General features: G+C 58.2%; 13 protein-coding genes. 7 read left to right on the top strand and 6 right to left on the bottom strand.

The genetic code is table 11. The features are described from left to right. Nucleotides 1–3: 3 nt before the first annotated feature. Entirely contained in the window at nt 4–1,173 is a 1,170-nt protein-coding gene (locus ACNA0J_RS23665; protein ID WP_415821324.1) for an efflux RND transporter periplasmic adaptor subunit, read from the bottom strand. A 259-nt stretch (nt 1,174–1,432) separates the two neighbouring features. On the opposite strand from ACNA0J_RS23665, the gene ACNA0J_RS23670 reads away from it, so the two are divergent. Beyond that, the gene (locus ACNA0J_RS23670) at nt 1,433–2,425 is read left to right on the top strand and encodes a TRAP transporter substrate-binding protein (protein ID WP_415821325.1); all 993 of its coding nucleotides are present in this window, start codon (nt 1,433–1,435) and stop codon (nt 2,423–2,425) included. A 15-nt stretch (nt 2,426–2,440) separates the two neighbouring features. Here the strand turns inward: ACNA0J_RS23670 and ACNA0J_RS23675 are convergent, their stop codons facing one another. Further along, a complete protein-coding gene (locus ACNA0J_RS23675; RefSeq protein WP_415821326.1) occupies nt 2,441–3,595 on the bottom strand; it encodes a helix-turn-helix transcriptional regulator in 1,155 nt (384 codons plus the stop codon). A 239-nt stretch (nt 3,596–3,834) separates the two neighbouring features. Between ACNA0J_RS23675 and ACNA0J_RS23680 the strand changes: the two genes are divergently transcribed. Next, nucleotides 3,835–4,815: a class I SAM-dependent methyltransferase gene (locus ACNA0J_RS23680; protein WP_415821328.1), complete on the top strand. Its 981-nt coding sequence runs from the start codon at nt 3,835–3,837 to the stop codon at nt 4,813–4,815. A gap of 5 nt (nt 4,816–4,820) precedes the next feature. Here ACNA0J_RS23680 and ACNA0J_RS23685 read toward each other — a convergent pair whose 3' ends face one another. Then, complete coding sequence (locus ACNA0J_RS23685) at nt 4,821–6,320, bottom strand: amino acid permease (RefSeq protein WP_415821330.1); 1,500 nt, start codon at nt 6,318–6,320, stop codon at nt 4,821–4,823. 217 nt (nt 6,321–6,537) lie between these two features. Between ACNA0J_RS23685 and ACNA0J_RS23690 the strand changes: the two genes are divergently transcribed. From ACNA0J_RS23690 to ACNA0J_RS23700, 3 genes are all read left to right on the top strand, one after another. Beyond that, nucleotides 6,538–7,632 carry an isocitrate/isopropylmalate dehydrogenase family protein gene (locus tag ACNA0J_RS23690; protein WP_415821331.1) on the top strand — a complete coding sequence of 365 codons (1,095 nt, stop codon included), beginning with the start codon at nt 6,538–6,540 and terminating at the stop codon, nt 7,630–7,632. Nucleotides 7,633–7,873: 241 nt separating this feature from the next. After that, the gene (locus tag ACNA0J_RS23695; protein WP_415821332.1) at nt 7,874–8,173 is read left to right on the top strand and encodes an AzlD family protein; all 300 of its coding nucleotides are present in this window, start codon (nt 7,874–7,876) and stop codon (nt 8,171–8,173) included. Between the two features lie 34 nt (nt 8,174–8,207). Next, a complete protein-coding gene (locus ACNA0J_RS23700) occupies nt 8,208–8,972 on the top strand; it encodes an AzlC family ABC transporter permease (protein ID WP_415821333.1) in 765 nt (254 codons plus the stop codon). Nucleotides 8,973–9,108: 136 nt separating this feature from the next. Here ACNA0J_RS23700 and ssb read toward each other — a convergent pair whose 3' ends face one another. Then, entirely contained in the window at nt 9,109–9,618 is a 510-nt protein-coding gene (ssb, locus tag ACNA0J_RS23705; protein WP_094836942.1) for a single-stranded DNA-binding protein, read from the bottom strand. A gap of 469 nt (nt 9,619–10,087) precedes the next feature. Here ssb and ACNA0J_RS23710 point away from each other — a divergent pair, with 469 nt between their 5' ends. After that, complete coding sequence (locus ACNA0J_RS23710; RefSeq protein WP_415821334.1) at nt 10,088–10,459, top strand: type II toxin-antitoxin system RelE/ParE family toxin; 372 nt, start codon at nt 10,088–10,090, stop codon at nt 10,457–10,459. Further along, nucleotides 10,452–10,763, top strand: a complete 312-nt coding sequence (locus ACNA0J_RS23715) for a helix-turn-helix domain-containing protein (RefSeq protein WP_415821335.1) — start codon at nt 10,452–10,454, stop codon at nt 10,761–10,763. The genes ACNA0J_RS23710 and ACNA0J_RS23715 overlap by 8 nt, the downstream gene beginning before the upstream one ends. A 7-nt stretch (nt 10,764–10,770) precedes the next feature. Here the strand turns inward: ACNA0J_RS23715 and ACNA0J_RS23720 are convergent, their stop codons facing one another. Both ACNA0J_RS23720 and ACNA0J_RS23725 read right to left on the bottom strand, forming a co-directional pair. Beyond that, the gene (locus ACNA0J_RS23720) at nt 10,771–11,925 is read right to left on the bottom strand and encodes a sterol desaturase family protein (protein WP_415821336.1); all 1,155 of its coding nucleotides are present in this window, start codon (nt 11,923–11,925) and stop codon (nt 10,771–10,773) included. A 300-nt stretch (nt 11,926–12,225) separates the two neighbouring features. Then, nucleotides 12,226–14,430, bottom strand: coding sequence for a phosphocholine-specific phospholipase C (locus ACNA0J_RS23725; protein WP_415821338.1), 2,205 nt, complete (start codon nt 14,428–14,430; stop codon nt 12,226–12,228). Between the last annotated feature and the right edge of the window lie 677 nt (nt 14,431–15,107).

A 15,107-nucleotide genomic window follows, 5' to 3' on the forward strand; every position in this document is an offset into this window, starting at 1 on the left:
TCCTTAACTCTGCTGCTCGACAACCAGCACATCGCGGCCGTCTTCCAGTCGATCAATGCCCTCCAGCACGACCCGCTCGGCTGGCTGTAACCCAGCTTGCACTGACACGCGCCCCGCGCTGGCCGCGCCTACGGTCAGCAAACGCCGCGCCGCACGCTTATCGTCGCCCACCACATAAACATAGGCCCCGTCCTCGCCCTGCTGTACCGCAGCAGACGGAATCGTCAATACCTCGGCGGTTCGCGTCAACGCCAGCCGGACATTCACGAACTGATTCGGGAATAACACCTCTGTCTGATTGTCAAAATGGGCGCGCAGTTGCAACGTACCGCTGCGACTGTCGATACGATTATCCAGCACCTGTAACGTGCCCTGAGCCAGTACCCGCTGATTGTCGGCATCCCAGGCCTGCACCTGCAGTCCAGCGCCATCGGCCGCAGCCAACGCCTCTCGCAGGGCGGACAGCCGCGTCTCGGGGATCGTAAACAGCACCGATGTCGGCGCTGTCTGCACCAGTGTCGCCAACGACTGCGTACTATCCGCGCGAATGTAGTTACCCGCGTCAATGCCGCGCAGTCCGATACGCCCGGTCACCGGCGCGACAATGCGCGTATGCGACAGCTGCAGGCGCGCCTCATCGACCTGCGCCTGGGCATGGCTGAGCTGTGCGGCATAGTGCTGTTCCTGCGCGCGCGCCGTATCCAGTCGCTGCTCGGCAATCGAATCCTGTTTTGCCAATTGCTGATAGCGGCGCAAATCCGCGGCGGCATTTTCCCATTGCGCACGAATGTTCTGCACCCGCCCCTCGGCCGAGGCCAGCCGCACGCGATAGGAGCGCTCATCGATTTCAGCCAACAACTGCCCGCGTGCAACCTGTTGCCCTTCCTGGAAATGCACCTGGGTAAGTTCGCCATCGACCTGACTGCGAATGGCGATCCGCAAGAGCGGCGTCACCGTCCCCACCGCGTGCAGATCCCTATGCAGCACGCCCATCTCTGCTGCCGCCAGACTGACCGGAACAGGCTCGCGTACGTAACTGGCGAACGCGTCGTCCGGCGGCGCGCCAGGCGGTCGGAGAAACCACGCCGCGGTACCTGCCACGATCAAAAATAATGCCAACAGCAGCGCCAAACGCCGACGACGCGGTGTGGCCAAGAAAAAAAACGGGAACATCGGAAGCCGTAGAAAGGCGTTGCGGACAGCGGTGATTTTATATGAATGAAAATAAGTTGTATTTTCGTTGCGAACAAACCGGATGCCTGACCTGGGAGTTTCCATACCTACTCACCAGGGGCGTCCGATGCTACAAGCAAAGCTTCACATCCTATCCGCTTCGGACCAGCAAACTGGAATACGGCCAACGCGCAACCCGAATCAGACTGGTCCCACAGCCTTACGGCTGTATCCTTTTTTCCAGGCCCCGAGGCAACCGATGAAACGCAACCACTCCCACATGCTCGTGAGCGTCACCCTCAGTACAGCGGTCTTGGCCCCCTGCGCCTGGGCTCAGACCACGCTGCAATTGATCAACGAATATCCGGCAACCTCCATCACGGCCGCTGCCGACCTTCAGTTTGCGCAAACGGTCAATGAACAGTCGCAAGGCAAAATCCAGATCGAAACGCTGCAAGAAAAGCAGAATCCGTACAAGGGTGTGGGGCAGGTCGACGCCATCAGCACAGGCAAAACCCAAATGGGCACGTTATTTGGCGGCATCCTGGGCAACAAGGATTCATTGTTCCTGCTCTCGTCCCTGCCATTTGCGGCCAAGGACTTCAAGCAGGCTCATGCGCTATACACCTGCGCCGAACCCGCCCTGCAAGAACGCGTAAAGGCACTCGGCGCGCACCTGCTCTATGTGACGCCGTGGCCGCCATCAGGCATCTGGTCCGTAGCCCCCCTGACCGACGACACAGACGTCAAGGCCTTGAAAATCAGGACCTACGACGCCACCAGCAAAGCGGTATTCGAACGGCTCGGCGCACAAAGCGTGGAACTGCCCTACTCCGCCCTCGCCGAAAAACTGGCCGCTGGCGAGGTCAATGCAGTGCTCACCTCCGGCGATGGCGGCGCGGGCCGCAAGCTCTGGGATCACCTGCCCAACTTCACAGCGGTGAGCTATTCCATCCCGCTGAGCTACACCATCATCAATCAAAATACTTGGAATCAGCTCAGTCCGGATCAACAGGCGATCCTGACCCAGGCAGCAGAAAAAGTCGCCGCCGCATCCTGGGCGGGTGTCGAACAGCGCATCGAGCAAAACTACGGCCGCATGCGAGAAAACAAAATGACACTGAACACCGCCCCCTCCGGCTCCATCATGCAGACCCTGAAAAAAGCCGGCGATGAGGAAACGCAGGCGTGGCTGAAAGCCAATAAGCTGTCGGAGAAAGATGCGAGCTGCTTATCTAAAACGGGCTCTTGAACCGACCTGGAGCGTTCACGTCACGACCGGCTCGACCACGTAAATCGCCGACAACAATCGCACCAATTCCGCCTGGCGCCGCAAGCCGGTTTTTTGCAACATGGCCTGGACCTGTGTTCTCACGGTGCTGACTTTTGTGCCAGCATTATCCGCAATCTCAGCCACCGTCATGTCTTCCAGCAAATACCGGCCAATGCGGATTTCTGCGGCCGTGAAGTGATATACCTCCTGCTGCAGCCGCTCGGCCTCGGCGGCCGAGCCATACTCGCGCGCATTGCATAAAAACAGCAATTGATGTTGAGCCAGACGGCCCAAGCCATGATTCTCCGTGCAATGGACGGGCAGCCGCCGGATCAGCACGGTATTGCCATCCGTCGACACCAATCGGATAGCGCTCGCATGCTGCAGACCTGGTTGCTTAGCCGCGGCGATGAAGTCCTTCCACGCAGACTGCGACTGAACATTGACCGGCGTCAACTCGCCGTAGGCTGCCCTCAGGAGACGGCCTGCCCGCATATGCTGTTCTGCTGCCTGATTGGCAAATATCAGACGTCCCACACCATTCAAGATCCACATGGGAGACCTGAAGCAATGCAAAGCCTGCAGGCCCACCATAGCGGCCTCCCGCAGATCAGCAAACCGTCGCCGCAACACCAGCGTGCGCCGCAAACTGGGTAGTTGTTGCGCCAGACTCAGTAAATGCGCAGGATCAAAAGCCTGCTGCCCTTGATCCTGCAGCAATGACAACGCCCAATGCCGGCCGTCGCTTTGTGGCGACGCTTCACAGATTTTCAGGGCTCCCCATCCAATGATCCCGTGCTCTTTTGCACAATCCTGGTAGAACAGGCCCCGGGACCAACGGCTGGGCTCCTCGGCCTGCATCTCCATCATCCATTGCCCTGCCGACACCATAGGCCAACGGCGCTTGATCGGATCAAACTGATGGTAGTAGCCCTCGTAATCCTCGAGAAAGCGATTCAACGGCGAGCCGCGGCCGGTGTAGGTCTCGACTTCGGGCGTCGACGTCAAGCGCTCTGTCACCGACACCAGCAACATGCGTCGGCCTCCCATCGCTTGGCTGAGTTGGGCCAGGGCAGGCTCAAACAACGTCTCATCCAGTACCGCGTCCGCAAAAAGACACATGGCCGCGGATAAATTTGCTTCAAACATTCTTTGAACCTCCCCGGGCAAGAATGGTTGAATCCTCTATAAGGCTCGATCACGCGAGCAGTGATCCCCAGCCATATGTTAATCATTGAAACAGGATAATTTAAAAAATGATAGCCCTGTTACTTATATCTTCAGAGCCTGCTCCGCATCCTCAATTTCGATGATGCCGCCCCGGGGCGCCTCTTGGAAAATGGCGCCGGACGGAATATCCCGCCGCGTCGTTAAGCCCGGTAATCATCATGCATACGCAAACCGCACTAAAAAATAGCGTTGACGTACATACCCTTCTGACCGACAAACTCGATCACATCACGCATGCCGCGCGCCGAGGCGACGCCATTGCGAGAATCATTCCGGAACTCATCGAGCACGCCCGCTATGTACTCGGCCACATCGCCGACCAGGCCGAACTGGCGGCGCTGCAGGACACCGCGCGATCGCACCCCGTTTCCGAATATCTGTATCAATGCCCTTTCACAGCGCATTCCGCCCGGCAGCCGCGCGGCTATCCCGGTGACGCAGAACTGATCGATTACCTTTATTGCCACACCGCACGCACGCCCGACATCGACCGCTCGACCGCCATCGGACGCCGCATCCTGCTGACCAACCTGGACCGCCCCGCCCCCATCGCGGTTCGAGCTCGGCGCCACATCATTGCCGATCTCATCTCGCATATTGCAGCGCAAACCCCGAGCGCCCGCATCCTGTCTGTGGCGTGTGGCCATGCGCGCGAACTGGAACTCGTCGATCATGCGTTGCTGGAGCGCATTGCAGCATTCGTCGCCTTTGATCAGGACGCCAAAAGCCTGGAAATTGCCACGAGCTATCACACCAAACCCGGCATTCCGCGTGTCGCGCCGCAATGCGGCACGATCATGGACCTTTTGAAAGACGTTCACCTGCAGGACTTCGAACTGATTTATTCCGCCGGACTCTATGACTATCTATCCGACCGGCTGTGCCAGCGCTTGACTCACAATCTATTCGAAAGGCTGAAACCGGGTGGCGCGCTACTGGTGGCGAATTTTCTGCCAGAAACACCAGACATCGGCTACATGGAGCTGTTCATGAACTGGTCGCTGCGCTATCGCACCCAGCAGCAGATACGGGATTTCACCGCGACCATCGATGCAGACTCGATGGCGAGTGTGGAGTATTTCACCGATGCCCATCAAAACATCGGCTTTCTGAAGATCGTCAAAAACGTGGCGTGCTGAGTCCCCTAGCGGACACGGCGCACCGGAAACGTCATGTCCGCGTAACGCACAAACCGTGAGCCGCGCGCCAGGCAATAACCCGCCCAGATCAGTAAGAACAAAGGAATACCGACATACGTCGCCGCGACGCTTATCCAGTCAATATCGTCCTCGAAAAACGCCCTGTAGTTTTGTCCCAGGGTAATGACGAGACACACCACAAACGCGAAAATGGGCCCAAAAGGAAAGAACGGCGACACGTAAGGCAGATCCGTCAAACGGCCGCCTTGCGCAACGTAACCTCGGCGAAAACGATAATGGCTGATCGCGATCCCCAGCCACGCAATAAAGCCCGTCATACCCGACGTGTTCAACAGCCAGACGTACACCGCCTTGGGGCTGAAGATAAAAGACAAAAAGCACAGCGCAGCCACAGCCGCCGTCGCCAGCAACGCCAGGACCGGCACGCCGTTCGAAGCCACCCGGCTAAAGACCCTGGGCGCCTTTCCCTCGCACGCCAGGGCGTAAAGCATGCGGGTGGCCGCATACATCCCCGAATTCCCCGCCGACAGCACCGAGGTCAACACCACCGCATTCATCACCGAGGCGGCCGCCAGCAAACCCGCCCGTTCAAAAATCAACGCAAAAGGGCTGACACTGATATCTGTGACATCGTTACGCAGCAGTTGCGGATCGGTATACGGGATCAAGAGGCCAATCACCCCGATCGCCAACACATAGAAAAGCAGAATGCGCCAGAACACGCTGCGCACCGCGCGCGGCAGGTTACGCGCCGGGTCCTTTGACTCTCCGGCGGCAATGCCGATCAGTTCCGTACCCTGAAACGAAAATCCCACCACCATGGCAACGCCGATCAAGGCCGCGAACCCGCCGGCAAACGGCGCGTCTCCCACGGTCCAGTTATGCCAACCACCCGTTTCCCCACCACGGATGATGCCCAGCAGCATCAGCACGCCCATCACGATAAAGGCGATCACGGCAATCACCTTGATCAAGGCAAACCAGAACTCCGCCTCGCCAAAGCCTCGTGCCGACAAGGCGTTCAAGCCGAAAATCACGGCCAGAAACAGCGCGCTCCAGTAGATCCCCGGCACATCAGGCAGCCAGTAAGACATCACGAGCTGTGCCGCAACCAGATCCACCGCTACCGTTACCGCCCAGTTGTACCAATAGTTCCAACCCAATGCGAACCCAAAACCCGGCTCGACATAACGCGCGCCATACGTGGCAAATGATCCCGACACCGGCATGGCAGCGGCCAATTCGCCCAGGCTGGTCATCAGGAAATACACCATCAGGCCAATGAATACATAGCCCAGCAGCGCCCCGCCCGGCCCCGCCTGTGCAATCGTGCTGCCAGAGGCGACGAATAAGCCCGTGCCGATAGAGCCGCCAACGGCAATCATGGACAGATGGCGGGCAGCCAGCGTACGACGCAGCCCGGTCGGTGCGGAGTCGCCCTCGGTGCTCGTATCAACGGCGTGGTGACTTGTGGTCTCAGCCAAGATCGTGGTTCCCTTTTTTTAAGGAGATTATGCAAACAAGGGCGCCAATGTAGCTCAATACACGCAATATTGGCTTGCCGCGCCGCAAATCCGGCGCTCCACACGCCGGTAAAAGGCGCGGCAATCCGCGCGTACACTTGACGTAAGCAACCCTCCATGCAAGTGTTGCAATCAAGACACACCATACCCCCAGTCAATAATGAGGAGACAGCAGCAAATGGCCAAATATGAAATTGTGACGATCGACGGCGATGGTATCGGCCCCGAAGTCTGCCAATCCGCCATCACCGTGCTGAAAGAAGCCTGCGGGTCCGACCTTCTGTCTTTCAGCAGCCACGAAGGCGGCGCCGATCATTACGTCAAATCTGGCCATGTCCTCCCTGATGACACCTACGCCGCCTGCAAAGCGGCCGACGCCATCCTACACGGCGCCGCCGGCATGCCCGGGGTAACCTATCCCGATGGCACCGAAGTCGGCAACGATCTGCATCTGCGCCTGCGGTTTCGCCTGGATCTGTATGCCAACGTACGCCCTATCCGGCTGTACCAGGGTGTGGACTCGCCCCTGAAACACTTCCAGCCCGGCCAGATCGACTATGTGATCGTGCGCGAAAACACCGAGGGCCTTTATGCCAGCCGCGGCGGCGGCATCGTGCTGCGCGATGAACTGGCCACCGACACCATCGTCGTCACCCGCAAAGGCATCGAGCGCGTGGCGCGCTTCTCATTCGATTTGGCCCGTTCGCGTGCAGGTGCGCCGCGCGACGGCAAGCGCCGGGTCACCGTCTGCGACAAAGCCAATATCCTGCGCAGCTATGCATTTTTCCGCAGCGTATGCGACGACGTGGCACGCAGTTATAACGATGTGGAAATCGACTACGCCTACGCCGATGCCATCACCGTACACATGCTCAAGCGTCCTGACACCTTTGATGTGATCGTCGCCGAGAACATGTTCGGCGACATCATTTCGGATCTGGGCGCTGGCACCATCGGCGGCATGGGACTATCGCCTTCGGCCGAGCTGGGTGACCAACACGGCTTGTTCCAGGGCGCGCATGGCTCGGCCCCCGACATCGCCGGCCAAAACGCCGCCAGCCCATTGGCCACGATCCTGTCAGGGGCAATGATGCTGCGCTGGTTGGGAGACTCCCATCATGACGACACACTGCGCGACGCCGCCCATCGCATCGAATCTGCCGTCGAAAACGTGCTCGCGCAGGGTGAATATGTGCCGCGAGATTTAGGCGGCAAGGCCAGTTGCACGGAGATGACCCAGGCGGTTTGCCGCGCGTTGACCGTGAACGATTGATCAGGGATTTGAAGCGGCGATCGTCACAGATATCAATCCGCACCTAGCCTTGGAACTCATGGGAACCAAAGACGGTCTCCGGCGCGTCGAAGCATTCATACTCGATGCCTTCGACGTGCCGTAAAAGTGAAGGCGCAGTCGTTTAACTGCATGTTTTTTCCGATCTGCGCGCAAAACCCCATAACCGTTATCATGAGCTATTCCGTGCCTAACTCTAACGCAAGCGCACCGAGCCTTCCTCATGATCGACCCGGCGAATTTATTGGCCATTGTCCTGATGGCTTCAGTGACCTATCTCACACGCATCGGCGGCTATATCCTGCTGCGCAACCGCAGTCTCGGTCCGCGCGCCACGGCGGTGCTGGAATCCGCGCCCGGCTGTGTGCTGCTGGCGGTCATCGCTCCAGTCTTCGTTTCTGACAAGCTCTCGGATCTGATCGCGCTGGCGCTGACGGTCGTCGCTGCAACGCGGCTCGCTCTCTTGCCCACAGTCCTGATCGGTGTCGTCAGCGCCGCCTTGCTGCGCCACTTCATGTCCTGACGCTCGCTCTACGTTTCGACTTACTGGCCATCCCATGCCCACCGCCAAAAAACCAGGCGCCACCGTACTACCGTTGTCCAATCATGCCACGCCCTGGGCCCAATGCTGCGCAGGCGCCCTGGCCAGCCTGCCGGTGCTGTTCGGCATCATTCCCTTTGGCCTGGTCCTGGGCGCGCAAGCCGCGCAAAAAGGGCTGACGCCATTCGAAGTCCCCTTGCTGACCGGCCTGAATTTCGCGGGCGGCTCGGAGTTCGCCGCGCTGGGCCTGTGGGCCGCGCCACCGCCGTTATTGCTGATCATGGCGGTGACCTTTCTGGTCAATAGCCGCATGCTGGTCATGGGTGCGGCCATGACGCCCTTTTTGCGCCACCTGCCTAAGCGCAAGGTCCTGCCCTCGCTGTTCCTGATGACCGATGCCAGCTGGGCTCTATCCATGGCCGATACGCGACGGCGCGTACAACTGGGCATAGAGCCTGCCTTCAGTCTGGCCTATTACATGGGCACCTCGTCAGTGTTCTATGTGGCATGGATCGGCTGCACGACGCTGGGCGCAATACTCGGACCTCTGCTCGGCCATCCCGAGGCTTATGGCCTGGATATGGCTTTTCCGGCAGTGTTTCTGGTCATGCTCAGAGGCATGTGGCGCGGCGTGCGGCGTGCCGTGCCATGGCTAATCAGCCTGTTGGCCGCCATCGTCACCTACAAACTGGTGCCCGGCGCCTGGTATGTCGCCGCCGGTGCGATGGCGGGTATTGCCACGGCTGTGGTGTGGACGCCTAAATCGCCTCAAAAGGCCTGACACACATACGCCAGCGGGCACGTGGGCCTGGATTAACAGCGAATACCGATCCAACACGGCGTGCCGCCGAGCCAAAGAAAAACCCGCGCCTCGTGAGAAACGCGGGTCCTGTACCCCAGCGAAAGGGATTTTTGTTTTAGAACGGAATATCGTCGTCCATATCCGCCAAGTTGGCTGCTCCCCCCGCAGCGGGTGCTGCCGCCGCTGCCGCCGGGCGCTGCGCGGGCGGACGTTGGGCCGGCGCACGCTGCTGACGCGGTGCGCCTTCGTCGTAACCACCGCCGCCAAAGCCGCCTTCGCCACCGCCCTCGCGGCCGCCCAGCATTTGCATCTGGTCGGCAACGATTTCGGTGCTGTAGCGATCAGCGCCGGTGTCCTTGTCTTGCCATTTGCGGGTTTTCAGACGGCCCTCGATGTAGACCGGGCGGCCTTTCTTCAGGTATTCACCCGCGATCTCGGCCAGGCGGTTGTACATCACCACACGGTGCCACTCGGTTTCCTCGCGGCGCTCGCCGCTGGCCTTGTCCTTCCATTGCGAGGTGGTCGCAATGGAAACGTTGCAAATCGCCGCGCCATCCGGGCTGTAACGAACTTCGGGGTCGCGTCCCAGATTGCCGACGAGAATGACTTTATTGACCGATGCCATGATGACGATTTTCCTCTAATGCCCCAGGACAACTGACGTTGCCCCACGGACATGAAATTGCATGATTTTCCGAACTTGCCAGAACTAAACCGAAGTTATTGCACATTCTGACCCTGATACTGCCGGGGGATAATGTATCAAGTTGTACGAGCGCGTACCGCGCTATCCCCTACTGAGCGTTACCGTAAGCTTACCGCACGTTGTCATGATTTTAGTGGGGTCGGAGCGCGGAAACATCTCACTCTGTCAGCACAAGAAAAAAAATTGCGAATGGAACGCGTTGACATGTAGTGCGCAAATTCTCAACTCCCAGACAAAGCGGATTGGCGGTATCGATAGGAATACAGCGCCTTCGATGTTGTCCGAGAAATGGGACTCGAAGAACGCCATATTCTCGCGTGGAGCGCTTTCGTATTGTTCCGCGATGCATAAAAATATGCATTTGACGGAATAGTCTTTAAAAGGAATAATGTCTGCTAAATGGGAAGTAGAGTACACCGATGAACTCGGAGAATGGTGGTCAGATCTGACCGAGGCCGAGCAAGAGTCCATCGACTCTTCAGTGCGGTTGCTAGAAGAGAAGGGGCCAAACCTTGGGTTTCCTCACACCTCCGGGATCGAGAGATCGAAGCACGCCCACATGCGCGAGCTGCGTATTCAGCACGACGGTCGGCCATACCGGGTGCTTTATGCGTTTGACCCTCGCCGCTGCGCCATCCTCCTGTTGGGCGGTGACAAGACGGGCGATGACCGTTGGTACGACACGCATGTGCCGATAGCCGACAAACTGTACGACATGCACATCGAGACGTTGAGAAAGGAAGGGCAGATCAATGGCTAGGAAATTCAGTGAATTGCGCGCCAAGATGTCGCCAGAGGCTCAAGCCCGTGCTGCGGCACGCGCCGAAGCCATGCTCGTGGAAATGCAGCTTCAAGAGTTGCGCAAGGCCCGCAAAGTAACCCAGGTCGAAGTCGCCAAGGCCATGAGCGTGGAGCAAGCCGCCGTCTCGAAACTGGAACGCCGCGGCGACATGTACGTCAGTACGCTGCGTGAGTACGTCAAGGCGCTTGGCGGAGAGTTAAAACTAGTGGCTTCGTTTCCCGATGCAGAGATTCAGGTTCACCCGTTCGAGGCGGCACACTAACCATCGATCACTTATGGCTCAGATCCTGGGGCGGTTCGCTCTCTGACGAGAAGGGAAACTTGAGCTGCTTGAAAAAACCGTTGGGCACATAGTCGCCTAACACGCCATAGTCTTTGGGCCAGAGCTTGTCGCTTTTCACAGCCGTCCCAAACAGGTAATCGAGAAATGCATAGTGCGCAGCATAGTTCTTGTCCAGGGCCTCCTGGTCCTGGCTATGGTGCCAATGATGGAAATTGGGCGTCACAATGAGGTAGCGCAGCGGCCCCAATCTCACACTGACGTTGGCATGATTGAACACCGCCTGGAACCCGACAATGATGATATAGGCATCGATGACCTCCTTGGCAAAGCCTAGGATATAGATCGGAGCCAGCACCAGTGTGCGAGTGATCAACAGTTCCAGGATGTGCTGACGCGAACCGGCCAGCCAATCCATGCTCTTGACGCTGTGGTGCACGGCATGGATACGCCATAGCATCGGGATTTCATGATACGCACGGTGCGTCCAGTACTGCACCAGGTCAGCCACCAGGATGATCAAAAACAAAGCCACCCAGAAATTCAGCCCGGCTACCCACCCACGAATTCCATCGTTGGCCGCCCAGCCGAAAAATTTGTGCACAATCAAATTGGTGGCCAGCAGAATAAAACCAACGATCAGGTGGTTGATCACAAAATACTGAAAGTCCGTCTGCCATTCTGCGCGAAATACCGGCTGCTCTTTACGCAACGCGAACAGCTTCTCGATGAAAATGAAGATCAACGACGAGCCCAACAGATCCAGGATGAACCAGTCCAGACCGATATAAGGCACATGCGACGGCAGTTCCGACGCGATCTCGACCTTGTGTCCGCCTAGAAAGGCGGTCAACGTCACCAGGGCAAAGGCCCAGCTGGCGATCCAGCGCATCCGGCCCAACACGATCAGGCTCAGGCTGAGGCCCCCGGAAATCACCATGCACCAGAACAACAACTGCCGCATGGTCTCCACGTCATACGACTGGCGCAATTCAGGTGTCGTCAAATACTGCGGAAAATGAAAAGCCAGCACACCCAGCAGGCAGAGCACGGCGAGCATCAACGCCACCACACCCGCCACCAAGCCCTTCCCCATCTGTAACGCGCCATGGCTCCTGGAAAGCCGACTCAATCGGTCAAACATTATTATTACCTTTACCCAACTCGTGCACACGGTATGGACGAGCTGTGACTGCCGTTCGTCCGACGCTTTGGATAGGGGTTTTACCAAAATAACGATCGTGACGTGCGGCGGCGTCTGGCTTGAGCGTTGACCGGTACCAACCAGCATGCTTCCATCTCGCTAACGCACCCACTACACGTGCCTTGAAAAAGGCAGTGCAAAAGGTGGGGTTTTCATTGGAAGCGGGATCGGTATCAGCTTTGACAATATTCGTTAACTATCTTCAGAGAAGGGGCTGAGCTTTGCCCAGCCCTCCAGTCTTTAAAACCCCTCAAATCCCATCGCAGGGTCGCTGATACCATCCGCGCCAGTTTCCACGCGGCCGGCAAATCGACGGCTCCAGCCAGGCAGGGCCGTGCACGTCACGGTGAAGTCATACCAGCGCGTACTACTCGCGAGGTCCCAATGAATATCCTCAGAGGCGCCTGCCGCCACCGAGACTGTCCATGGGCCTTCGTTGAAGTACGCGTTGGCCTTGATGGTGAAACTGGCGTCGCCATTGCCATCGTTCATCGTCGTCAGATAAACATTGCCGTTGGCGATGTCATAGCACACGCGGACTTCGGGTGCGACAGCGGTCTGTGCAGCCTGTGCAGTCAAATCGCCCTTGAATGCGCGGTGAAAACCGTTGGGACCCAGGACCCACAGATCGTATTCGCCGGCATCGTCGCTGGTTGCCCACACGTCATCCAACTGCATATCGGGCTGAACCATATAGCGCCGCGGAATACGGTCCAGATGCAGGCGGTCATAGACGTGATAAACCGCAGCCTGCTTGCCCGTATTGGAGAAAATCAGTTGCAGGGTGCCAGCAGAAGAATCCGCACGTGCGCTGACGTGCAACTCATAAGGCAATGCACGTGACGGACGCTCGCCCGGCTCTTGATCCGGCAAGGACTGGGGATTGGGCAACGGCACCGCGCCCAAGGCCTCTTGCGCAGAAATCAGCGCATCGGCCGTCTCTTTGGTCGTACGGCCCGACAACGTCGGAAACTCCGCATTCGGCGTAGCGAAATTGAACGCGCTCGTCAGATCACCGAACACCGCGCGGCGATACGGACTGATGTTGGTTTCCGCGATACCAAAGCGCGCCTCCAGGAAACGCAGCACCGAGGTGTGATCGAACTGCTGCGAATTCACCCAACCACCTTTGCTCCACGGCGAAATCACGTACATCGGCACACGCGGCCCAGGCCCATAGCAATCGCCATCGGGCTGCGGCATGTTCGAGTTGTCCACTTCTGCATGCGTGTAATACTCGTACGACAGCTCATCGTCGCTCAGCGTGGTCTTGCCGGCCTTGGCTCCCGTTTCATCCATCGACGGCGCGCACGGCGGCGGCAGGTGATCAAAGAAGCCATCGTTCTCGTCAAAGTTCACGATCAGGGCGGTCTTGCTCCAGACCTCGGGATTCGCTGTCAACGCATCCAGCACTTCCTGCGTGTACCACGCGCCTTGTGCAGGGCTTGAAGGCCCGGGGTGTTCCGAATACGTCGAGGGCGCGACGATCCAGGAGACCTGACGCAGCTTGTTGTTGAGCACGTCCTCTTTGAAGGTCGTGAGGAAACCCCCGTCAGGCATGGTGTTTGCGATGCCCTTGTACAGGGGCGCAATCGCGTCGTCGGTCGAGGCATCGTAGGCGGGATTGTTATCCACATCGTGGTAGACCGGCTTGCCCGAATCCAGATTCGCCTGACGATATTGTTTAAAGCCAATCAACGGGTTATCGGTGTAGTTGCTCGGCACATTCTGATAGACCATCCACGTCACACCCGCTTTTTCCAGGCGCTCGGGATAGGTCGTCCAGTTGTAGCCCGTCGTGTTCAGGTCCGTGGTCGAATTCAATCCATCCCACACGTTATTGACCACCACTTTGCCATCAGTCGTCGTTGCGCCGTTGGTGCCGGTCATATGAAAGAGGCGATTCGTATTGGTGCCGCCATGCAATGAGCAAAAGTACGCATCACAGATCGTGAAAGCGTTGGCCAAGGCATACTGGAACGGTGCTTCTTGTTCCGTGAAATAGCCCATCGATTGCTGTTCTTTGTACGTGGGCCATTGATTCATCCGGCCACAATCCCAGGCATCGCGGGCATCCACCCACGAGTGCGGCGTACCACTGACGCGTTGCGCATTGCCTTCGGATTGATCCAGATGATAGGGCAACACCAATGCGCCATTGGCGTCTTTTTGCTGCCATACATTCAGACCGGCGCTCAACGGAATAGGAAACCGGTCACCGAATCCGCGCACACCCGACAAGGTGCCAAAATAGTTGTCGAACGAACGGTTCTCCTGCATCAGGATCACGACGTGTTCGACGTCCATGATCGTGCCCGTGGCATTGTTGGCCTCGATCGCGAGTGCGCGACGGATGCTGGGCGGAAACATGCTGAGGGCAGCAGTGGAAAAGGTTGCACCGAAGCTCGTGCGCAGAAAATTTCGCTTCGAATGATTGATCGTCATACCGGACTCTGCAACGTGTTGTCGGGGTTTCAAGGCGCGCAACGCAACTGGGCGGGCGTCGAAGTATCGGGAGGAGGCGTGCTGCCATTCGAGTCATCATCGTCGTCGCTGCCGCTGCCGCAGGCGGCAAGCACGCACGTGAACCCAACAAGCACGAGCAGCACACGAGCGCGGCGTACGTATCTGGCGAACGCCCATTCAGTCGATTCTGGTTTCATAGGAGAACGGAAAACTCTGTCTGGAGGATGATTGGAAACACAGTCGGCGCGCCCGGCCGGCGATGTCATGCGCAACGCACAAGCGCTCGCGTTTGCCAGCACAGGACAGCGAAAGATCCCGCCGCACAGCGATGACCGTGCATAAGCTCTTGCTTGCCAAGAGATCGGGAAATTCTAGAAAGGCAGGGAAACGAGACGGTTACAGCGAACCGATAAATGCTGATAGGCTCATCGAAGTATTTTTGTGATTGCTTCAGCTTCTAGACAGCTTCGCCGTACACATAGAAATGCCCCCACGCTGCGCCTGCGGCTTGCTGTCCCCCGAGGGGGCTCTTTGGGGGAACAGGATTGTTGTCTGTGGAATGCGTAGTGGGGAGTTCTTTTGGCGCAGGAGGTCGGCGTGTAAAAGCCCCGCCGGGCCTATCGCCGCGACTCGGCCCATGAGCAGGGGCCTCGGCC

The sequence above is a fragment of the Bordetella tumbae genome (assembly GCF_965139195.1).
GTDB lineage: Bacteria > Pseudomonadota > Gammaproteobacteria > Burkholderiales > Burkholderiaceae_B > Bordetella_A > Bordetella_A tumbae.